At 60.3% G+C, this 21,500-nt stretch carries 18 protein-coding genes and 1 pseudogene; 12 read left to right on the top strand and 7 right to left on the bottom strand.

Going from position 1 to position 21,500, the window contains the following annotated elements:
• Position 1: 1 nt before the first annotated feature.
• Positions 2-484, bottom strand: coding sequence for a DUF2844 domain-containing protein (locus tag HB633_RS13045; RefSeq protein ID WP_213778502.1), 483 nt, complete (start codon positions 482-484; stop codon positions 2-4).
• A gap of 508 nt (positions 485-992) precedes the next feature.
• Here HB633_RS13045 and bamC point away from each other — a divergent pair.
• Positions 993-2,201 carry an outer membrane protein assembly factor BamC gene (bamC, locus tag HB633_RS13040; protein WP_213778501.1) on the top strand — a complete coding sequence of 403 codons (1,209 nt, stop codon included), beginning with the start codon at positions 993-995 and terminating at the stop codon, positions 2,199-2,201.
• A gap of 549 nt (positions 2,202-2,750) precedes the next feature.
• Positions 2,751-3,038: a putative quinol monooxygenase gene (locus tag HB633_RS13035; RefSeq protein ID WP_213778500.1), complete on the top strand. Its 288-nt coding sequence runs from the start codon at positions 2,751-2,753 to the stop codon at positions 3,036-3,038.
• Positions 3,039-3,098: 60 nt separating this feature from the next.
• Here HB633_RS13035 and HB633_RS13030 read toward each other — a convergent pair whose 3' ends face one another.
• The 3 genes from HB633_RS13030 to HB633_RS13020 form a co-directional block, all read right to left on the bottom strand.
• Positions 3,099-3,362 carry a hypothetical protein gene (locus HB633_RS13030; protein ID WP_031358965.1) on the bottom strand — a complete coding sequence of 88 codons (264 nt, stop codon included), beginning with the start codon at positions 3,360-3,362 and terminating at the stop codon, positions 3,099-3,101.
• Between the two features lie 206 nt (positions 3,363-3,568).
• A complete protein-coding gene (locus HB633_RS13025) occupies positions 3,569-3,826 on the bottom strand; it encodes a hypothetical protein (RefSeq protein ID WP_213778499.1) in 258 nt (85 codons plus the stop codon).
• Between the two features lie 251 nt (positions 3,827-4,077).
• Positions 4,078-4,866, bottom strand: a complete 789-nt coding sequence (locus tag HB633_RS13020) for a YdcF family protein (RefSeq protein ID WP_255580907.1) — start codon at positions 4,864-4,866, stop codon at positions 4,078-4,080.
• A 243-nt stretch (positions 4,867-5,109) separates the two neighbouring features.
• Here HB633_RS13020 and HB633_RS30855 point away from each other — a divergent pair, with 243 nt between their 5' ends.
• Positions 5,110-5,424 carry a hypothetical protein gene (locus tag HB633_RS30855; RefSeq protein WP_255580906.1) on the top strand — a complete coding sequence of 105 codons (315 nt, stop codon included), beginning with the start codon at positions 5,110-5,112 and terminating at the stop codon, positions 5,422-5,424.
• A gap of 312 nt (positions 5,425-5,736) precedes the next feature.
• Here HB633_RS30855 and HB633_RS13015 read toward each other — a convergent pair whose 3' ends face one another.
• The gene (locus HB633_RS13015) at positions 5,737-5,997 is read right to left on the bottom strand and encodes a hypothetical protein (protein ID WP_213778498.1); all 261 of its coding nucleotides are present in this window, start codon (positions 5,995-5,997) and stop codon (positions 5,737-5,739) included.
• Positions 5,998-6,414: 417 nt separating this feature from the next.
• Positions 6,415-6,801 (bottom strand): annotated as a pseudogene (locus tag HB633_RS13010) (transposase); the annotation flags it as partial.
• Positions 6,802-7,212: 411 nt separating this feature from the next.
• Between HB633_RS13010 and HB633_RS13005 the strand changes: the two are divergent.
• The 9 genes from HB633_RS13005 to truB all read left to right on the top strand — a co-directional run bounded on the left by HB633_RS13005 (position 7,213) and on the right by truB (position 19,889).
• Positions 7,213-8,127: a LysR family transcriptional regulator gene (locus HB633_RS13005; protein ID WP_213778497.1), complete on the top strand. Its 915-nt coding sequence runs from the start codon at positions 7,213-7,215 to the stop codon at positions 8,125-8,127.
• Positions 8,128-8,237: 110 nt separating this feature from the next.
• Positions 8,238-9,491: a pyridoxal phosphate-dependent aminotransferase gene (locus HB633_RS13000; RefSeq protein WP_213778496.1), complete on the top strand. Its 1,254-nt coding sequence runs from the start codon at positions 8,238-8,240 to the stop codon at positions 9,489-9,491.
• 453 nt (positions 9,492-9,944) lie between these two features.
• Entirely contained in the window at positions 9,945-10,961 is a 1,017-nt protein-coding gene (gene scpB / locus HB633_RS30850; protein ID WP_255580905.1) for an SMC-Scp complex subunit ScpB, read from the top strand.
• A gap of 114 nt (positions 10,962-11,075) precedes the next feature.
• A complete protein-coding gene (rluB, locus tag HB633_RS12990; protein WP_213778495.1) occupies positions 11,076-13,022 on the top strand; it encodes a 23S rRNA pseudouridine(2605) synthase RluB in 1,947 nt (648 codons plus the stop codon).
• A 426-nt stretch (positions 13,023-13,448) separates the two neighbouring features.
• Positions 13,449-13,910 (top strand): ribosome maturation factor RimP, encoded by a 462-nt coding sequence (gene rimP / locus HB633_RS12985; protein WP_056364635.1) that lies wholly within the window; start codon positions 13,449-13,451, stop codon positions 13,908-13,910.
• On the top strand, positions 13,907-15,382 hold the full coding sequence (gene nusA / locus HB633_RS12980) for a transcription termination factor NusA (protein ID WP_213778494.1): 1,476 nt from the start codon (positions 13,907-13,909) through the stop codon (positions 15,380-15,382). The genes rimP and nusA overlap by 4 nt, the downstream gene beginning before the upstream one ends.
• 93 nt (positions 15,383-15,475) lie before the next feature.
• The gene (infB, locus tag HB633_RS12975; protein WP_213778493.1) at positions 15,476-18,463 is read left to right on the top strand and encodes a translation initiation factor IF-2; all 2,988 of its coding nucleotides are present in this window, start codon (positions 15,476-15,478) and stop codon (positions 18,461-18,463) included.
• Between the two features lie 97 nt (positions 18,464-18,560).
• The gene (rbfA, locus tag HB633_RS12970; protein ID WP_062000891.1) at positions 18,561-18,956 is read left to right on the top strand and encodes a 30S ribosome-binding factor RbfA; all 396 of its coding nucleotides are present in this window, start codon (positions 18,561-18,563) and stop codon (positions 18,954-18,956) included.
• A gap of 3 nt (positions 18,957-18,959) precedes the next feature.
• Positions 18,960-19,889, top strand: a complete 930-nt coding sequence (gene truB / locus HB633_RS12965) for a tRNA pseudouridine(55) synthase TruB (RefSeq protein ID WP_213778492.1) — start codon at positions 18,960-18,962, stop codon at positions 19,887-19,889.
• Positions 19,890-19,936: 47 nt separating this feature from the next.
• Here truB and HB633_RS12960 read toward each other — a convergent pair whose 3' ends face one another.
• Positions 19,937-21,496: a DHA2 family efflux MFS transporter permease subunit gene (locus HB633_RS12960; protein WP_213778491.1), complete on the bottom strand. Its 1,560-nt coding sequence runs from the start codon at positions 21,494-21,496 to the stop codon at positions 19,937-19,939.
• Positions 21,497-21,500: the final 4 nt, after the last annotated feature.

Below are 21,500 nucleotides of genomic sequence, written 5' to 3'. Positions count from 1 at the left end.
CTTATTCGATGTCGGCGGCAGTAACGCCGGCGGGCAATGCATTCGGGAGCCATGCGCGGCCGCTGAACTCGCGAAGTCGCACGCTCGTCTCGGCGACAAAATCGCTGCCGTCAACATGCGAAGAATGCAGACCGTTCGCGTTCTCCAACGCAGCGCTCGCGCCTTGTCGATACCGGTCGAACCGTGTGCCGAGCAAGGCCGATACATCGGGCATGGCGGGACCTTCCCAGCTTACGGCGTAGACCAGTCCATTCGCCGACACGTATTGACGTACGCGAATCTGGTTGGCATCGGTTGTTTCTTGCCAGCGCAGCGCGCTGTTGTCGGCTTGATGGATTACCGCCGCGAGCTGATCCGACACACCCGACGCAATCGATGTCGCGCCGATGGTAGATCCCAGCTGTGCATAGGCTGATCCGCAAGCCGTGGCCGACAAAATGGCGGTGGCTGCCTGAAGTGATGTGAGCGTGTGAAGATAAGACATGATGTACTCCGTTCTCGTGGCCGTTCTTGTTATTGAGGCTTAATTTTAAGATGGCGGGGTAATCTGAAATTAGGTTAGGAATTATCTTGTAGGGTCTTTTAAGAAGTCTAAAAAATTAATTAAAACTGCTTATTAAACAAAGTGTTGAGACGAAAAAAACTGCTAAGACGAGATGCGATCACTTGTCATAAATTGTCGCTCCCCACGTCGTGACGCCTATATTTGAGATTCGCGATGAAAGTGGGCGGATCAAATCGGTATCGAAACCAAGATCGGAAGCGACACGCAAAATGCAACCCGAAACACCGCGTTCAAGGCCGCCCTTGGACGCAACTATCCGATGCGCTTCGGCGCATGAATTTCGTCCATGGGAGCTGGTATTGATACTCGTCACCGAACCATTACAGGCGCCGGGGCCTACTGTTTTTGCACGGCGACGCGCGGGACCGGTAAAATGCTTGGTTGATCCACGGAAAACGCCGTGGCGTAGCGGAAGGATTTCCCAAACATGACAGATTTTCGTGTGAACAAGCCGGCTTTGAAGGTGGCAGCCCTCCTGATGGTGGGTGGCCTGGTTGCCGGATGTGGTACGTCGTCGCCTAACGCAATCAATTACAAGAGCGATTCCCGATCAAAACAGGCGTCGCTCGCCGTGCCGCCCAACCTTATCGAGGAATCGGGCGACCAGCGCTCGTTGCCGCCGCAGGGTGGTCAGGCTTCGCTGTCGGATCTCCAGCAAGTGCAGAAGGTCGCGCCAAGCGCGCCTACGGTGATTCCGCCGGTCTCCGGTATGCACGTCCAGCGCGACGGTACGGAGCGCTGGCTGGTTATCGACAACAAGTCGCCCGAACAGGTGTGGCCGCAGATTCGCCGCTTCTGGCAAGAACAGGGTTTTCTGCTCGTCGTGGACGCACGTGACAAGGGCGTCATGGAAACGGACTGGAACGAAACCCATCCGCAAATTTCAGACGGCCTGATTCGCAACACGCTCTCCATGGCGACGGGCAATTCGTATGTGGCTGCTGAGCGCAACAAGTACCGCACGCGTCTGGAAGCGGCTCCGAACGGCGGCACTTATGTGTTTGTGAGCCAGAAGGGCATGCGCGAAGCGCTGACGGGCACAAATAACGACAACAGCCAATGGCAGGCCAAGCCGAACGATCCGGCGCTGGAAGGCGAGTACCTCAAGCGCCTCATGTCGTCGCTCGCTCTGGCGGACGCACGGCAGGCAAGCGGCCAGACGGGCATGAGCGATGCAGCCATGGCTGCATCGGCGGCGAGCGGGCCATCGGCGGCAACATCGTCGTCGCGTGCGGCGCAGAATGTGGCGCTCGCAGCACAGACGCCTATCAAGGAAGATGTCATTCCTGAAGCCGCTTCGGATCAGATCACGTTGTCGGAGCCGTATGATCGCGCGTGGTTGCGTGTGGGCCTTGCGCTCGACCGGACGAACTTCACGGTCGACGATCGTGATCGCGGCCGCGGCATCTATTTTGTTCGATACGTCGATCCGAAAGACATGACGGCGGCCGAGCAGGGCTTCTGGAACCAGGTCTTCCACGGCAAGAAAGAAAAGCTTCCAAAAAATTACGAAGTCAACGTCCGCGCGCTCACGGAAACGCAGACCCGCGTGTCGATTATCGACAACAAGGGGAATGTGGACTCGTCGCCGCAGGCAAGGCAGATCATGGCCTTGCTCGACGACCAGTTGCGTTAGGCCTGCCTTGATAACGTCCGGTCTGTCGTGAACAAACCCGCCTGCTTCCAGGCGGGTTTTTTTATTCCCTCAACAAACCGATGCGAATTAGAACGAATCCTCGTATTGCAATGCGGGGTAACGCGCGCGGAAATCGAGTGCGGCCCGTTAAGCTTCGTCCAAGATATCGGACAAGGCTCATGTAATCGATGTCACGTTACGCGAGAGCGTTACATGCTTCGAAGCAAGGTCCTTTCTACGTTTTTATGTGCGGGAAAGCTTATAGGAATCAACTGCATAGGGGTTACATTGCATCCATGGCATGTAATCTGCATGACGCCCCGGATGTAGTGTTCCGTCCTCCGCGTTGTTCGTGCCGACCTGTTTATTTTTCACGAATTGCGATCCGCTGGCCAAGCGGATCTCGATGGCCCCGTCGCCTATCCTCGTAGGGCGACGGCTTTTGCCCGCGCTCCCAAAAGGGAACGCGGGCTTTTTTCTTGTGGCTCGGGATTTCTGCGGAAGTGTCGCGCGAACGTTATGCTTGGCGTTTTAACCTGGAGTCAAAACATGACGGAAATCGCCGTGGTCGCAACGTTCGTAGCCAAGCCTGGCAACGAGGAGAAGCTGAAAGAACTGTTGCAAGGCATTGTGGCGCCGACGCTCGCTGAACCGGGCGCAATCCAATACGACCTGCATCGCGACATCAAGGAACCGCGGCGCTTTGTGTTCTTCGAACGATGGAAAAGTGAAGCATCGCTCGCGGAACATAACAAGACGCCCCATATCCAGACGCTCGGCAAGACCTTGCCGGACCTGATCGAGCACGGCGAGATCAATGTGGTGGCGAAGCTCTGAGCGTCTGATGCCGGGGCTGTCGGGCGGCAATCAGCACCGGCGCGCCGTACCAGTGGTTCGTCAGTGCGTTTCGTGCGGGACGTCGAGGATCAGGATGATGGTCCAGTCGGCGTCGCCGTCATGGTGATATTGGCGCTCGGCAACAATAAAAGGCTGCTGCTTGCCATCCGGGCCCAGGAACAGCACGTCGCCTTCCATAGGCAGGCATTCCACGGGCGGTAGAGCAAGATACGCGTCCTTGTCCTTCGCGTTACGCGGCATCAGCTTTTCGATTTTGCGCGATGCCGCTTCGGTCCATTCAATATCCAGCTGGATGTTGCTCATACGATCCTCCGCACATGGGTGCGATTCAATTTATCGACGCGGAATGTAGCATACCGCCGCATCGGTCACTGCATCATGTGTTTCCGGGGACGCGCGAGCACCAAAAGCAGGTAAAAAAAGAGCCGGATAAATGCCTCGTGCATTTATCCGGCTTTGTGTCAGACGGCTAACGTTTGCGTGCCGTCGCGACCTTTGCATCCGAAAGCTTAATGGCTCGCGCCGGCAGCGTGGGCTGCTTTTTTCGAATGCTTCGCGCCTGACTTCTTGTGATGCGTGCCGCTTTTGTGCGCCGGCATTTCGTGCGGCGCGCTGACCTGATTCGATTGCAGGGCTTGCGCGCGCTGCTCGATATCGGAGATTTTGGCCGGATCGGTGCTCATGGTGACGCCTTGGCCCGATTGAGCAAACGCCGCACCGGCGACTGCGCTAAGGGAAACCAGGACTGCCAGGGACATCTTCTTCATTGTTACCTCCATAGATTCGTTGAACCCGGGTTGGCCTGTCACGTTATACGTGACGTTGAACGCTGCTCGGCAAGCGCCGATCCAGCGTTTTTCTCAACGGCTGCAATCATGCGCTTCGTTTCAAATGGGCGCCATCCCGGACAGTCGATTGACCGCGCCGGCGATAATACCGGCGAAGCGCAATGCTTTCTAGTGCTGAATTTCGAGATAGGCAACGGCCGTCTCGGCCGTGTGCTTAACTCCTCGTCGTCTCAATAAAGTCCGACAGCTCGATACACGTAAAAGCGCGCGAGACCGACCATCTCGTGAAGTGCAGTTTCCGCATCAATAAAGCCGCGCGGGCGTGGGAAGAACGACGCCCGCGGATGTCGAACGTTGCTGACAAACGGTTGCGCGTTCATGCCGAACGCGCTGAATGCCGCCAGCGAGCGGCGCATGTGATACGCCGACGTTACCAGCACAAACGATTCGTCGCGTCCGGGCCCGAGCAGTCGAGCCACGTTGCGAGCGTTCTCATAGGTGTTGACGCTCTCGTTCTCGCGTAGCAAGTCACTGGCGTTCACGCCTCGGGCGAGCAGGAAGGGCGCATAGTTATCCGCTTCAGCTTGTTCGTGATGCTCAGGATTGCCTCCGCTCACAACTACGCTGCAGACGCCTCCGGCTCGCCGGCATTCCCGGTACAAGTCGGCGGTTGCTATTACGCGTGTAAAAGCGTCGCGCCGGGGAACAAGGCGATCGTTGTCGTCGTGACGTGTTCCTCCGCCTAACAGCACGAAGATCGTTCGCGATGCGAAGCGCATATTTTGCGGTGCTGACGGCTGTTCGAAACCGCTTTGGGCCAGGTGCAGCAGCGGCGTTCCTAACCAGCCGGCGCCGAGCGCCCAGAAAAGCATCGCGCATACCGCAGCGACCGCGAGTCTGCGTTGACGCCAAACGGCAAACAGTGCAAAGAAAAGCAGCAATAAAGTTATAAGAACCAATTTGGTTTGAGGTAACGTATAGGTTTTCGAGATAATCCGCTTCGTGGTCATCGCATTCATGAGAATGCATCGCCGGAACTGCGGGACGCGTTGCGTAATGCGCGTTTAACGGGAGCTCGGAATTATAAGTAGCTGTAAGAATCAAGCAGCACCTAGCGCAAGCGGCGGCTGCGAGTTCCGGTCAGGGGTCGCATTGTCGGCATTTTGACTGGTTTCGGGGCGTGCCGCGTTTAGTCGGCGCCGCTGGCAGGCGATTCAACTGTCAAGTGGCGCTGTCACGGCTGCACTGGAAGACATAACGAGATGACCACGTATTCAAACGAAGCCGTACTCGAAGCGCTCCGGCGAGCTCAGTATCGTCAAGTTCCGTGGGCAAGGCGCCCCAACGTTTTTAGCCATCTACGCGACTTGGGCCTCCTGGAACTCGTCAGGCAACGTACTGTTGCCCCCGCCCCGGGTTTTCATGCCCCGGTGGACATTGCAGTCGTCACCGAGCGCGGCAAACTTGAATTTACCCGCCTTTCACGCGACGAACGCTCGATGGATTGGGATTTGCACCGCGCTGCACCGTATTCTCTGGCCGTAGCCCCGGAACCTCTCGCCGAAGCGCGCGCGTAGAATTCCGGTCAGTTTTCCTTATTTATCGATTTCGTAAGCCGTCGAGTGTGAACCGTTGCGAGGTTTTAATCCGCGCAAACGGTTGCGGGGCCAAAACTATTGCCCTGGATTATGCACGCTTGTGACCCGACGCCACTTCCGAAAAAAAGCCCGTACCACGAGGATACGGGCTTACCGGATTTACTTCTGCCACGCTGTGCTCATGGCATAAAGTCCGACTGGTCATCTCCGGATCGGTTCCCCCGAATATCGATCCAGGAGGGTCTTTCGCCGAATTGCCTCATGTTGAATTGCCTCATGCCGATCCCGCAATCAGTGCCGGCGGGGACGCGCTGCGCGCTCCGGCTCGGGGCGTGCGTGTACATTGCTCGCAATATCTCCGCGCAAATCTCCACGCGGCGCCGGTTCCGCCGGCTGACTATTGCGCACGGGCTCCTTCTTCCAAGCCTGCATTCCTGCTTCCGCATCTGCACGTAACGCAAAATTCCCGCCTTGTGATTCGGCATGCACCGGAACGGCCACGCCAAGCGATGAAATCACAATGCCGCACGCAAGCAGTGACATTGGTTTCATGATGAGCTCCCTTCAGACCTCGCGGTCTGTTAGCTAGCTTCATAACTTATGCCAGTACGCGAAAGGGCACTGTAAATAATGGTAAAGAGTTGTTTCCTTGCGTGCCAAGACATGCGCGTAAGCGCTAATTGCAGATGAGGTGGTATTGAAGGCGCCATACGCCCGGCCTTTCATGAGCAAAGGTCGGGCGAGCCTGGCTGATTGTGACGTTGAGCGGTCCGCAAGAGGGCAGACCGGCTATCCGGCATCCGATACAAATATCGAATGAGACCTGATTCAAGCGCAGAAAGTCTGCGCGCGGGTGCTTCGCGATACTGCCGGGCCGTACTGGCGGTGATCCAGGCCGGTGCGGCTGGGCATTCACGTGCCTGATGGTGAGTCAGGCCGGTAGAGCCGAACCTGAAATCAAGCCATCTTGACCGGAGCGCGCCACGATTCCGGATTTGTCCAGAACGCACCACGCAGGCGGTCGCGGCTGGGCGGTGCAGGCGGTTTTGCAGCCGTCGAGCCGATCCGACCGCGCAACGACACTTCACGGCCATTGTTCCCAAGGCGTTTCACGATCTCGGCCAGCGTGCCGTCGGCTTGCCATTCGTCGAAACGACGGCGGCAGGTCGGCGGCGATGGGTAGCGGCCCGGCAACTTCGACCAGCCTTCGCCCGTCGACAACACCCACAAGACGGCGTTGACGACAGCGCGTGCTTCCACGCGCGGACGACCGCGGCGTTCGCTGCGTGCAGGTTCTGCACAGAACAAGGCCTCGACCAGCGCCCACTCGTTATCTCTTAAATCGTCGAACATCATGTTTCACCTCAGCGAAGCTAACCCCGGTGCGCTGCCCCGCGCCGCGCACTCTGGTCGGAATTCGAAGATCGAACCCAGGTAAGGTCGGAGCAGACATTGCGACGGACGATTTGCGTTTAAAACTGCAATGGCGCCGACCTCTGCGCAAGTAAATGCGAGAACCGTGCCATGCGAGTACTGATCGGCCGGAAAGCCTCGTGGCAGTAGGCTGGCGTACTGCCAGCATGGGCCGTATGAGACGCTATAAGTGCAGTTAATGAAATCGGGACAATCACCAATCATGTGCAGCAAGCCCATCGTGCGTGCGCGGATGCCTTTCTGCTGCACCGCAGCGCGACGACGCACCGAACCGGTTTTACGCGCATCTGATCTACAATCTGCATTTATATGATCGATTAATGAGGGTGTTGTATGAATCGCGGCCTCAATGTGACTTTGCGACAGCTGCGCGTGTTTATCGAAGTGGCGAAGCTGCAGAGTTTCAGCCGTGCGGGCGACGAAATCGGCCTGACGCAGTCGGCGGTCAGCCGCTGCGTGCGTGAGCTGGAGGCCGAAATCGGCCTGAAACTTGTCGATAGAACCACGCGCGAGGTCCAGCTCACCGACGTCGGGACGAATCTGGTCGGCAGTGTGTCGCGCCTGCTGACTGATCTTGACGAAGCCTTGCGCGAGATCCGCGATCTCGGTCAGCAAAAGCGCGGACGGGTGATCGTGGCAGCGAGTCCTACTGTCGCATGCCGACTGATGCCGCTTGTGATTGCCGCCTGCCTCAACGAATTTCCCCTGATATCGCTGGGTTTGCGCGATGACCTCCAGGCCGACGTCATCCGGAAGGTCAAGTCGGGCGAAGTGGATTTCGGCGTCGCGATCGGCCCCTTCGCGCACGACGATCTGCACGCCGAGGTCGTGACCACCGATTCTTTCTGCGCAGTATTGAGGCGCGACCATGCGCTCGCGGGCGCTCGAGAGCTGCAGTGGGAAGCGTTATCGGGGGAGCGGCTGGTCATGCTCGACCACGCGTCGGGAAGCCGTCCGATCATCGATGCAGTCCTGCGGGAGCACGGCGTCGTTGCGGACGTCGTGCAGGAACTCGGTCACTCGGCAACTGTTTTCGGTCTGGTGGAAGCCGGCGTCGGTATCAGTGTGTTGCCGTGGCTTGCCTTGCCGCTGCCGGCGAATTCATCGCTGGTGGCTTTGCCGCTCGTGCCGCGCATCGAACGTACGGTGGAACTGGTGCGGCGGCGCGATCGTTCGCTTTCGCCGGCGGCCGAGTCGGTGTGGGCGCTGGTTGCGCGCTTGCCGAAGCGCGTGGAGGAGCTGGAATAGCGGTTGTTCGGATCCTTGAAAGAACTGGCCTGATGGCTAACGTGCGAGCCGTATCGCGCGTTTCGGGAATCGTCGCGTTAGACTTTTGTTTTCGATCTGCGGAGACGGTAATGAGCGAATCAGAAGGGGCGGTTATCTCGGAGCTTGGCACACTGGCCGGCCGGGCCAGTACAGAAGGCGCGTCGGGCGCGCGTTCGCCCAGTGCACGAGACGCCGTGCGTGCGCTGCGCCCATCGCAGATACGTGAAGTGGCGAACGCTGGTTTTGGCGTACCGGATGTCCTGCCTTTCTGGTTTGGCGAATCGGATCAGGTGACGCCGCAGTTCATCCGCGACGCCGCAAGCCAGGCGCTCGCCGATGGCGCGACCTTTTACACGCACAACCTGGGCATCGCGCCACTGCGCGAAGCGCTTGCGGGTTACGTCAGCAGGCTGCATGGAGATACCCGGCCGGCGGAAATAGCCGTGACAAGCGCAGGGGTCAATGCCCTGATGCTCGCGGCCCAGCTGGTGGTGGGCGCCGGCGATCGCGTGGTGGCCGTAACCCCGCTCTGGCCCAACCTCGTGGAGATCCCCAAGATTCTCGGTGCGACTGTCGAAACGGTCTCGCTGACGTATGGGGAAGACGGCTGGGTGCTGGATCTGGACCGCTTGCTCGCCGCTCTCACGCCGGGTACGCGCATGCTGATGATCAATTCGCCGAACAACCCGACGGGCTGGGTGATGACGCGAGAACAGCAGCAAGCCGTCCTGGATCGATGCCGCCAGAACGGTATCTGGCTCATCGCCGACGAAGTGTACGAGCGTCTCTATTACGGGGATGACGCAACCGTCGCGCCATCGTTTCTCGACCTCGCAACCCGTAACGAACGTGTCATCGCAGTGAATTCATTTTCGAAGGCGTGGCTGATGACCGGCTGGCGGCTTGGCTGGATCGTCGCGCCTGAGGGCGTGATGGAGGATCTGGGCAAGCTCGTTGAATACAATACTTCGTGTGCGCCGTCGTTCGTGCAACTCGCCGGAATTGCCGCGGTCAGGGACGGCGAGCAATTCACGCAATCCGTGGTTGCCGGCCTGCGCGCGAGCCGCGACTATCTGGTGACGGCGCTGCAGGGCATTCCAGGCGTGGACGTACGGGCGCCGCTGGGCTCCATGTATCTGTTCTTCAAGCTTCAAGGGGCGGATCGCAGTCTTGAGCTATGCAAGACTCTGGTTCGCGAGAGCGGCTTGGGGCTCGCGCCAGGTAGCGCGTTTGGACCGGAGGGTGAAGGCTATGTGCGCTGGTGCTACGCCTGTGATACCGGCCGTCTGGATGCTGGCGTCGCGCGTTTGCGCCAATTTCTGGAAACGAGAGCCGGGCTGTAAGTATCCCCTGGACGCGGATTGGAGGCGCCGAACGCAATAAAGGGCACGTATGTGCGAACGGCCGTCTCGGCTGGCGCGCCGCCGATCCCGGACGCGGGTCACAGACCAGGCCCGCGAACGCTCTGCAGACGTGAGGCCGGGCGCGGTTCGATGTTTCACCTTTACGCACCGTTTTTTTTTGCGTAATATGCGTCCAGTCACGCGCTTCCGCCTTGGAAAGTGCTACTTCGTCCGGCTGGGAAACTCGGCGATCAGGATCTGATCCCGTGTTGTGCCTCCCCCCGGTGCGTGCTCCCAATCAATATGACCGATCATAAATCGGGCGAGCGCGTCGTCAGTATCCTCGTCCACGGTTGTCCAGTCTGAGCGATGCGAATGGTTCGAGTAATCGGCGTCCTTCGTTTCGGCCTGACTTGACCGGTTCATAGACCATACAGGGTCCTATCTAGCTGCATGAATACCCAAGAGGCGAAGATCGTCCTCGAGACAGCCTTGATCTGCGCGCAGGAGCCGCTGAAACTCGCCGAGTTGCGCAAGCTTTTCGCCGACGATATCTCGGCGGATACGGTTCGCACCTTGCTCGACACCCTCAAGCAGGACTGGTCGGGACGCGGTGTGGAACTCGTGGCTCTCGCGTCCGGATGGCGGTTTCAGAGCAAGCCCGCGATGCGGTCATATCTCGATCGGCTCCACCCCGAGAAGCCGCCCAAATATTCGCGCGCCGTTCTCGAGACGCTGGCGATCATCGGTTACCGGCAGCCCGTCACGCGCGGCGATATCGAAGAGATTCGCGGTGTGACCGTGAACACGCAGGTAGTGAAGCAACTCGAGGACCGGGGCTGGATCGAGGTGATCGGGCATCGCGATGTACCGGGCCGGCCCGCGCTGTATGCGACCACCAAGCAGTTTCTGGATGATCTCGGTCTGAGCGCGCTCGACGAGCTTCCCGCACTCGATAACCCGTCGGCGCAGCTGGAAGCATCGCTGCTCGCGCAGCACGCAATCGATTTCCCTGGCGACGACCCGGCCGCGGTTCTTGGCGCTGCGCTTGCGCAAGGTCCGGGAGGGAGTTCGGCGGGTACGGTTGAACCGGCTGTCGGCGGCGAGCCGGGAACATCGGATGCTGCGGCTTTCGCATTCTTCGAACCGGTTTTGCATCGCCACGACGAGTCGGGCGGACCATCGAATACCGGTTACGCAGACGCGCAAACGAACGTATTAGTGAAAGTGGAAGCACAACCGGAAGAGTCGCCGGTGGCGGCTGAACTTGTGCGCCAGGCATCGACTGAAGAAGCGTTCGGCGATGAAGCTGAGCAGGCCCGGCCAGACCGCGATGAAGCGCCGGCTGTCGCAGGCGAAACCGGCAATACGGCCGGCCATGACGCATCAAATGACGACGGCGCCACAAAAGCGCCAGACGAAGCAAACGAAACCGACGCACCGGACGACCGGACTGCGCGCAGGGCTTGAGCCGTGACGGCGAGCCCGTTTTGCACGAAATCTTCATTCGGCTAGTTATCACCATCGGCCGGATTTTTTGACGCGCTCGCGACGGGCGCGCGACCCGACACAATTGAGGTTGTTTTGACACATTCCCACGACAGCGATTCGCCCGAATCCGAGCGCCCCGTTCGTGCCGATGACGCACATGGCCAGGCCGACGCAGGCGAACGCACACGCACCGACGAACCCGCCGACGGCGAGGAGCGTCCGCGGCGCGGCTTGCGGCGTGGTCCTCGTAGCCTGATTGCGCGTCGTCGCGCCGTCGCGAAGACGAAGGGTGCTGACGGCGCCCTGCCGGCGCAAGACGGCGTGGAAGCGTCGGCGGAGGGTGAAACCGCGGCTCCTGCGCGTGCACCCCGCAAGGACGCTGGCCCGCGCGCCCCCAGAGCGCCGCGCGCACCGCGCGATCAGGCAGCGTCGAACGGCGAAAACACCCGCGAAGCATCGGGTGGCAGGCCGCCTCGCGGACCACGCCCGCCGCAAGGCGAAGGCCAGCGCGAAGGACAAGCTCCGCGCGAAGGAGGCCGCCGTCAGCCGCGTCAGGCGCAGGCCGGTCAGGGGCAAAAGCGTGGCCGTCGCGACGACGCCGCGATCAACCCGACGCCCGCAGCCGCCGCGGTCGATGATGTTTTCGAATATGTGACATCGCCGGCATTCGACGCCGACAATACGTCGGGCGGCGTACGCGCCCCGATGCTGCGCCGGGGCAAGCCCGCGCCGCAAAAGCGAGTCCTCGAAGCCGACGACGACACGCCGAAGCTCCACAAGGTGCTGGCAGAAGCCGGCATGGGCTCGCGCCGCGACATGGAAGAATTGATCGTGGCGGGGCGGGTATCGGTGAATGGCGAGCCGGCTCACATCGGTCAACGCATCATGCCGACCGACCAGGTTCGCATCAATGGCAAGCCCGTCAAGCGCAAGCTTTCGAGCAAGCCGCCGCGCATCCTGCTGTATCACAAGCCGACCGGCGAGATCGTGAGTCATGCCGATCCGGAAGGCCGTCCTTCTGTATTCGACAGCCTTCCGCCCATGAAGACGGCCAAGTGGCTTGCGGTCGGCCGGCTCGATTTCAACACGGAAGGATTGCTGTTGCTGACAACTTCCGGCGATCTGGCCAACCGCTTCATGCATCCGCGTTACAGCGTGGAGCGTGAATACGCGGTTCGGGTAGTCGGCGAATTGTCGGAAGGGATGCGTCAGAAGCTGCTGAGCGGCGTTGAACTGGAAGACGGTCCGGCCAACTTCCTGCGTATCCGCGATGGCGGTGGCGAAGGCACGAACCATTGGTATCACGTGGCGCTGGCCGAAGGCCGCAATCGCGAAGTGCGCCGCATGTTCGAAGCAGCCGGCCTGATGGTCAGCCGCCTGATCCGGACGCGTCACGGCCCGATCGCCTTGCCGAAAGGCTTGAAACGCGGCCGTTGGGAAGAGCTGGAAGATAACGAAGTTCGGGGTCTGCTGGCATCGGTTGGACTCAAGGCGCCGGCGGAAGAGCGTGGCTCCCGCAGCGCCGCACCTCGCGTGCAGCCAGATCCGCTGCAAACCTCGATGGGCATCATCACCCGCGAACCGGTGCTGAGTTCCCATAACCGCTTTGCGCAAACGCCGACGCGCGGCGGCCCGGGCGGCGCCGGCGGCCGACGTGGCGCGCCGGGCGGCTTTGGCGGCGGTGGTTTCGCCGGTAACGGCAATGGCGCCGGTGGCGGTTATGGCGCACGCGGCAGCAATGGCGGCCGCGAACCAAACGGCAACCGTGCCGGTGGCGAAGCGAATGGAAACCGTGCGTTGCCGCGGCCGGGTGGATCGGCTGGCGGTCCGCGCGGCAGCCGTCCTCCGGGCGGTCCGGGCATGGGCGGCAACGGCGCACCGGGCGGACGCCCGGCAAATGCCGGCGGCAAACGCTCCGGCCAGGGCGGCCGTCAAGGCGGCGCGGGCGCGGGTCCGCAAGGCAACGGCGGCAATGCTCGTGGCGGACCGGGCCGCGACGGAGCGCGTCCGGCGCCGCGCAATCGCACGCGCGGCCGCTGATCAATAGTTGCGTCGTCGAACAGAATGATGTTCGTTCGACGACGCAACAAAGAACGTCGGCCGGGAATGACTCGCCTGCTTCGCGTGTCAGTGATTTCGCGCAAGCGGTTTTGCCATTACGAAAGCGCGCGAAAGTGCGGCGAAACCGCGATAAACAGCTTCGATTTGCCTTGTAAATGGCCGTCAAACGCCTGTACACGGGGCGTATTGGTTGCGTTTATCCCGAAAAATGGCTAAAATCACGAAGTCGATGGGCATGGTGACTGTTTCGCCGCCCGGATGTGATCGCAGTACAGAAGGATGGGCGTTGCGCCCATTTTTTTTTGGGCTTTCGATTCAGCATCTCGGGGTAACGAATGCGCCGGCTCAAGGCGCGGTCCGCAGGTGTTCGGCGTGGAGCGCGCGAACATCTTGGAGTCTTTCACTGTGCAACTGACGGAAATCATCGAAACCACGGTCTCTGGCCTGGGCTACGAACTTGTTGAAATCGAGCGCGCGGGAGGCGGTTTGCTGCGTATCTCGATCGACCAGCCCGCTGGAATCGCGATTGAAGACTGTGAGAAAGTCACACGTCAGCTTCAGTATCTGTTCGAAGTGGAGAATATCGATTACTCGCGTCTTGAAGTCGGGTCGCCGGGTCTCGATCGTCCGCTCAAGAAATTGGCGGATTTCGAACGCTTCGCAGGCAGCGAAGCCACCATTACATTGAAGAAGCCGCTGGACGGGCGCAAGTCGTACCGGGGCATCCTGCATGCACCGGACGGCGAGTCGATCGGTTTGGAATTCGAAGGGAAGGACGGCGGCGCTGCGATGCTCGATTTCACGCTCGCAGACCTCGATAAAGCACGTCTCGTCCCCAAAGTTGACTTTAGGAGCCGCAAACAATGAGTCGCGAAGTTTTGATGCTGGCGGATGCGCTGGCGCGCGAGAAGAACGTCAACAAGGACGTGGTGTACGCAGCGCTCGAAGCAGCGCTTGCTTCGGCAACGAAGAAGCTGTTCGAGGAAGACGTGGACATCCGCGTGGCGATCGACCGCGAAAGCGGCGAGCACGAGACGTTCCGCCGCTGGAAAGTGGTGCCGGACGAAGCCGGCCTGCAAGAGCCGGATCAGGAAATCCTGTTGTTCGAAGCGAAGGAAGAAAAGCCCGACGCGCAGATTGACGAATACATCGAGCAACCCATTCCGTCCATCGAGTTTGGCCGGATTGGTGCACAGGCCGCGAAGCAGGTGATTCTTCAGAAGGTTCGCGACGCCGAGCGCGAGCAGATCCTGAACGACTTCCTGGAACGCGGCGAAAAGATCATGACCGGCGCGGTCAAGCGTCTGGACAAGGGTAATTTCATCGTTGAATCGGGCCGTGTCGAAGCGCTCCTGCGCCGCGACCAGTTGATTCCGAAGGAAAACCTGCGTGTTGGCGACCGGGTTCGCGCTTATATCGCGAAGGTCGACCGTACCGCGCGCGGCCCGCAGATCGAACTCTCGCGCACGGCGCCCGAGTTCCTGATGAAACTGTTCGAAATGGAAGTGCCGGAAATCGAGCAGGGCCTGCTCGAAATCAAGGCGGCTGCGCGCGATCCTGGCGTGCGTGCGAAAATCGGGGTGATCGCTTATGACAAGCGCATCGACCCGATCGGTACGTGCGTCGGAATTCGTGGTTCGCGGGTGCAGGCGGTGCGAAATGAGCTCGGTGGCGAGAACGTCGACATCGTGCTATGGTCGGAAGATCCCGCCCAGTTCGTGATCGGCGCTCTCGCGCCGGCTGCCGTACAGTCGATCGTCGTCGATGAAGAAAAACATTCGATGGACGTCGTCGTGGACGAGAATGAACTGGCGGTCGCCATCGGCCGTAGCGGCCAGAACGTGCGTCTTGCCAGCGAGCTGACCGGCTGGCAGATCAACATCATGACGCCCGACGAGTCCGCGCTGAAGCAGAACGAAGAGCGTGGCACCTTGCGCGGCCTGTTCATGGCGCGTCTCGACGTTGATGAAGAAGTGGCTGACATTCTCATCGACGAAGGCTTTACCAGCCTTGAAGAGATTGCGTATGTGCCGCTCAACGAAATGCTCGAAATCGAAGCCTTCGACGAAGACACTGTTCACGAATTGCGTAATCGCGCTCGTGACGCACTTCTGACAATGGCGATTGCGAATGAAGAGAAGGTCGAAGGCATTGCGCTCGACCTGAAGAGCCTCGAAGGCATGACCGACGAGTTGTACGCGAAGCTCGAAGAACATCAGATCCGGACACGCGACGACCTCGCGGAGCTGGCTGTAGATGAGCTGGTCGAAATGACCAGTATTGAAGAGGATGCCGCTAAGGCGTTGATCATGAAAGCACGTGAACACTGGTTCCAGTGAGAAATGACCATGGCGCACTGATATATCGCGGCCGGCTGGCCGCATGACCCCGATCAAACAGCAGGGAATCTGTCCTTGCATCAAGAGGAATGAATGGCGAGTAACAACGTAGCCCAATTTGCCGCGGAACTCAAAATGCCTGCGGGCGTCCTGCTCGAGCAGTTGCAGGCGGCTGGCGTCACGAAAGCGAGCGAGGATGACGATTTGTCCGAGACGGACAAGTCGCGCCTGCTCGAACACTTGCGCAAGTCGCACGGTTCCGCCGACGCCGACAAACGCAAGATCACTTTGACCCGCCGGCATACGTCGGAAATCAAACAGTCCGACTCTACGGGTAAAGCTCGCACCATTCAGGTCGAGGTCCGCAAGAAGCGCGTGTTCGTGCAGCGCGATCAGAGCGGTGTCGAACAGGTAGCCGAAGGTGCGAACCACGTCGAAGACGAAGTGGATGAAGCCGAACTGCAGCGTCGCGATGAAGAAGCGCGCCATGCTGCCGAGCTGCTTGAGAAAGAAGCGCTTGAACTGAAGGAACGCCAGGAGCGCTTCGAGCGCGAAGAGGCGGAGCGTGTTGCGCGCGAAGCGGCTGCTGAAGCCGAGCGCCGCCGCGCTGAGGAAGAAGAAGCGAAGCGTGCTGCCGCTCAGGCGGAAGCCGCGGAGATCTCGCGTGCTGCGGCGACTGCTCGTCAGGATACGCGTACCGAATCGAAGACGGAAAACGTGGCTGACGAACCTGTGAAAGCTGAAGTGGCTGCACCGCAAGTCGATGAGAAGGCCGCCGCCGAGCGCGCCGCTCAACGCGAAGCTGCGAAGAAGGCGGAAGACGCCGCTCGCGCCGCGACCGAAAAGGCTCGCGCGGAGCACGACCAGATTGCAAAGCGCCGTGCCGCGGCTGAAGCCGAAGCGCGCGCCATTCGCGAAATGATGAATACGCCGCGCAAGGCTCAACAGGCGAAGCCTGCCGAGCCGACTCCGGCCGCCGTGGCTGCAGCGGCTGCTGCCGCCAAGGTGGCGGAAGGCGTGAAGGCCGCGGAAGCAAAGGGCACGCTGCACAAGCCGGCGCGTCCGGAAGGCTCGGCCCCGGCGCGCCCGGCAGCGGCGAAAAAGCCGGCTGCAGGCGCACCGGCAACGGCGGCTCCGTCGCTTGGGCCGGACAAGAAGAAGGCCGGCGGCAAGAGCAGCTGGCAGGACGATGCAGCCAAGCGTCGTGGTATCAAAACGCGTGGCGACACCAGCGGCGGCGTTGATCGCGGCTGGCGCGGCGGCCCGAAGGGTCGTGGCAAGCATCAGGACCAGACCAACTTCCAGGCGCCGACGGAACCGGTTGTGCGCGAAGTGCACGTGCCGGAAACGGTATCGGTGGCGGATCTCGCGCACAAGATGTCGGTGAAGGCTTCGGAAGTCATCAAGGTGATGATGAAGCTCGGCCAGATGGTCACGATCAATCAGGTGCTGGACCAGGAAACCGCGATGATCGTCGTGGAAGAACTGGGTCACAGCGCGGTTGCGGCCAAGCTGGACGATCCGGAAGCGCTGCTGGTCGAAGGCGAAACGCAGGAAGAAGTGGGCGAACGCCTGCCGCGTCCTCCGGTCGTCACCGTCATGGGTCACGTCGACCACGGCAAGACCTCGCTGCTCGACTACATTCGCCGTGCGAAGGTTGCATCGGGTGAAGCGGGCGGGATTACGCAGCACATTGGCGCATACCACGTGGAAACGCCGCGCGGCGTGATTACGTTCCTGGACACGCCGGGTCACGAGGCCTTCACGGCCATGCGTGCCCGCGGCGCGAAGGCAACGGACATCGTGATTCTCGTGGTCGCAGCGGATGACGGCGTGATGCCGCAAACGAAGGAAGCCATCGCTCACGCGAAGGCGGGTGGCGTGCCTATCGTCGTGGCGATCAACAAGATCGACAAGCCGGGTGCGGCGTCCGAGCGCGTGAAGCAGGAACTGGTCGCTGAAGGCGTCGTGCCGGAAGAGTACGGCGGTGATTCGCCGTTCATCGAAGTGTCGGCGAAGACGGGCGTTGGTATCGACAGCTTGCTGGAAAACCTGTCGCTGCAAGCCGAAGTCATGGAACTCAAGGCGCCGGTCGATGCACCTGCCAAGGGTCTCGTGATCGAAGCGAAGCTCGACAAGGGCAAGGGTCCGGTTGCGACCATCCTGGTGACGTCGGGTACGTTGAATCGTGGCGACATCGTGCTGGCGGGTACGGCTTTTGGTCGCGTTCGGGCAATGCTCGACGAAACCGGCAAGCCGATCAAGTCGGCAGGTCCGTCGATTCCGGTCGAGATTCAAGGTTTGTCGGAAGTGCCGGGCGCTGGTGAAGAAGTCATGGTCCTGCCGGACGAACGCAAGGCGCGCGAAATCGCGTTGTTCCGTCAAGGCAAGTTCCGCGACGTCAAGCTGGCGAAGCAGCAAGCCGCCAAGCTGGAAAACATGCTGGAGTCCATGACGGAAGGCAACGTGCAGAATCTGCCGTTGATCGTCAAGGCCGACGTGCAAGGTTCGCAGGAAGCGCTGGTGCAATCGTTGCAGAAGCTGTCGACCAACGAAGTGCGTGTGCAGATCGTGCACAGCGCGGTTGGCGCGATCAGCGAGTCGGACGTCAACTTGGCGACGGCATCGAAGGCGGTCATCATTGGCTTCAACACGCGTGCGGATGCTCAGGCTCGCAAGGTGGCGGAGTCGAACGGTATCGACATTCGTTACTACAACATCATCTATGACGCTGTGGATGAAGTTAAAGCGGCAATGTCGGGCATGCTCTCGCCGGAGAAGCGCGAAGTCATCACGGGTATGGTCGAAGTTCGCCAGATCATCCGTGTACCGAAGATCGGTGCGATCGCGGGTTGTATGGTTACCGACGGCGTGGTCAAGCGGAACTCGATGGTTCGCGTGTTGCGCAACAACGTGGTTGTCCACACGGGCGAAATCGATTCGCTCAAGCGCTTCAAGGACGACGCGAAGGAAGTGCGCCAGGGCTTCGAGTGCGGTATCTCGCTGAAGAACTACAACGACATGGTCGAAGGCGACCAGTTCGAGATCTTCGAAGTGACCGAAGTCGCACGTACGCTGTAAAAGATTCATCGCTGGACTCGAGGGCGGAGTGGGCTTCACGCCCGCTCCGCCCTTTTTATTTGCGGCGTCCGGCGATACACAAATTATCGGAAATATCATGGCCAAGAAACGTACTTCCCCCAACCGCAACGTGCAGATTGCGGATCAGATCCAGCGCGATCTCGCCGAACTGGTGCGTGACGTGAAAGACCCGCGCATTGGCATGGTGACGTTTCAGAGCGTCGAACTGACGCCTGACTACGCGCACGCGAAGGTGTACTTCACAACGCTCACCGGCGATCCGAAGGAAACCGAAGCCGGGCTGAATCACGCGGCAGGCCATTTGCACAACCTGCTGTTCAAGCGCTTGCATATTCACACGGTGCCGACGCTGCATTTCCACTACGATCAGACCGTCGTGCGTGCAGTCGAAATGTCGAAGCTGATCGATGAAGCCAACTCCACGCGCGCAAAGGACGACGAAGAGCCCGAGCAAGACGAGAAGGGCGCTTGATCAATGAACGGTTCTGTTCGTCCGAAGATCCCGCGTCGTTTGCTCGACGGCGTGTTGCTGCTCGATAAACCGCTTGGCCTTTCCAGCAACGACGCGCTAATTCGCGCCAAGCGAATTTATCTCGCGAAGAAAGCGGGGCATACCGGCACACTGGATCCGCTTGCGACCGGCTTGCTGCCGTTGTGCTTTGGCGAGGCGACGAAGTTTTCGCAGGACTTGCTCGAAGCCGATAAAACCTACGAAGCCACGATGCGCCTCGGCGTTCGCACGACTACGGGCGATGCGGAAGGCGAAGCGTTAGAAACGCGCGAAGTCGTTTGCGACGAGGCCGCGATCCACGCCGCGATGGCTGCTTTTCGAGGCGAAATCACGCAAATCCCGCCGATGTATTCAGCGCTCAAGCGCGACGGCAAACCGTTGTACGAATATGCGCGCGCCGGGCAGACGGTCGAGCGCGAGGCGCGCCACGTGAGCATTCTTGCGCTGGAAATGATCGCGTGCGCGTTGCCGGACGTAACGTTTCGCGTGACGTGCAGCAAGGGCACGTATGTACGTACGCTTGCTGAGGATATTGGTGAGAAGCTGGGGTGCGGAGCGCATCTGGTGGCGCTGCGGCGTACAGGTGTGGGCACGTTGACGCTTGAACATGCGGTGACGCTGGACACGCTTTCCGAGGCCACGCCTGAAGCACGTGATAGCTGGCTGCAGCCCGTCGACGCGTTGTTGTCCACGTTCCCGGCCGTTCATCTCGACGCAGATTCCAGCCGTCGTTTCACTCAAGGTCAGCGGCTCAAGCTTGCGGATATCGCAAATGCGCCCGCAAATGCGGCTCGCGTACGCGTCTATTCCCGTGATGAACAACGCCTGCTTGGCGTCGCCCGAGCCGGCGAGGGCGTGCTGGCTCCGGAACGGCTGGTGGTATCGGGAGGATAAAAAACGCCACGGCATGCCGTGGCGTTTTCACAAAAGCGACCGCTGTTTCAATGCGCCGCCGAAGCTGCGGCCGCCGAATCCCCGCCACCTGAGCGTTCAGGTTTGGTAATCCAGATCAGCGCAATCAACGCGACAAAAATCGCCGCCGAGATATAGAACAGATCGTTCACGCCCAACTGCGCTGCCTGCTGCGTCGCCATGCTGTTGAACAAGCCATAGCCCTGATCCTTGCTGAATCCGGCCGCGCCGAATTGCTGCATCGATGCGTTGAAGTTCGGGTTATACAGATTGGCCTGCTCGACAAGCTGCGCGTGATGCACGCCCGATCGATGATCCCAGGCCGTTGAAAATATCGATGTCCCGATCCCGCCGCACATGATCCGCACGAAGTTCGACAATCCCGATGCCGCCGGAATCCGGTGGCCCGGAAGTCCCGACAACGTGATCGACACCAGCGGAATAAAAAATCCGGCCATGCCGATGCCTTGAATCAACGTCGGCAACATCAACGAGAAGGTATCTACGCCCGTTGTATAGCGTGAGCGCATCCAGAACACGAGCGCGAACACGAGGAATGCTCCGGTCGCGATCTTGCGTGGATCGATACGCGGCAAGAACTTGCCGACCACTGGCGAGAGCAGCACCGCGAACAAACCGACTGGCGCGAGCACGAGGCCGGCATCGGTTGCGGTGTAGCCAATATCGGTTTGCAACCACAGCGGCAACAGCACAAGGTTGCCGAAATACAGCCCGTAGCCGATCGCGAGCGCAATGGTTCCGCCGGTGAAATTGCGCAGCTTGAAAAGCGAAAGATCGACGACTGGATGCTCCTCGGTCAGCTCCCACACAATGAAGAACGCCAGTGCGATCACCGCGATCAACGTCAGCACCACGATGGTCGTCGAGCTGAACCAGTCGAGGTCCTTGCCTTTATCGAGCATGACCTGCAGCGATCCGACCCAGATCACGAGCAGGCTCAAACCCACGGTATCGATAGGCGCCTTCCGGATCACCGAATCGCGTTCGCGGAAGATCGCAAACGTGGCAATCGCGGCCACGATACCCACCGGAATGTTGACGTAGAAAATCCACGGCCACGAGATGTTGTCGGAGATCCAGCCGCCGAGAATAGGCCCGGCAACCGGTGCGATCAGCGTGGTCATCGACCACATGGAAAGCGCCATTGGCGCTTTCGCTCGCGGGTAACTCGCGAGCAGCAGGGTTTGCGAGAGCGGGATCATCGGGCCGGCGACCGCGCCCTGCAACACGCGTGCGGCGAGCAGGAAGGGGAGGGTCGGCGCCAGTCCGCACAGCCACGACGCGATCACGAACAGCACGATCGACGTCATGAACAAACGCACCTGTCCAAATCGCTGCGTGAGCCAGCCGGTGAGCGGTACGGAGATCGCGTTGGCGACCGCGAACGACGTGATCACCCACGTGCCCTGATCCGACGATACCCCGAGGTCACCGGATATCGAAGGAATCGAGACGTTTGCAATCGATGTATCAAGCACGTTCATGAACACCGCGAGCGATACCGCGATCGTGCCGATCACGAGTTTCGCGCCCTCTAGCGGCGGATGAACCGCGTTGGGTTGAGACATGAGA

The sequence above is a fragment of the Caballeronia sp. dw_276 genome (assembly GCF_018449635.1).
Lineage (GTDB): Bacteria > Pseudomonadota > Gammaproteobacteria > Burkholderiales > Burkholderiaceae > Caballeronia.
This window is presented reverse-complemented; position numbering and strand designations above follow the sequence as displayed.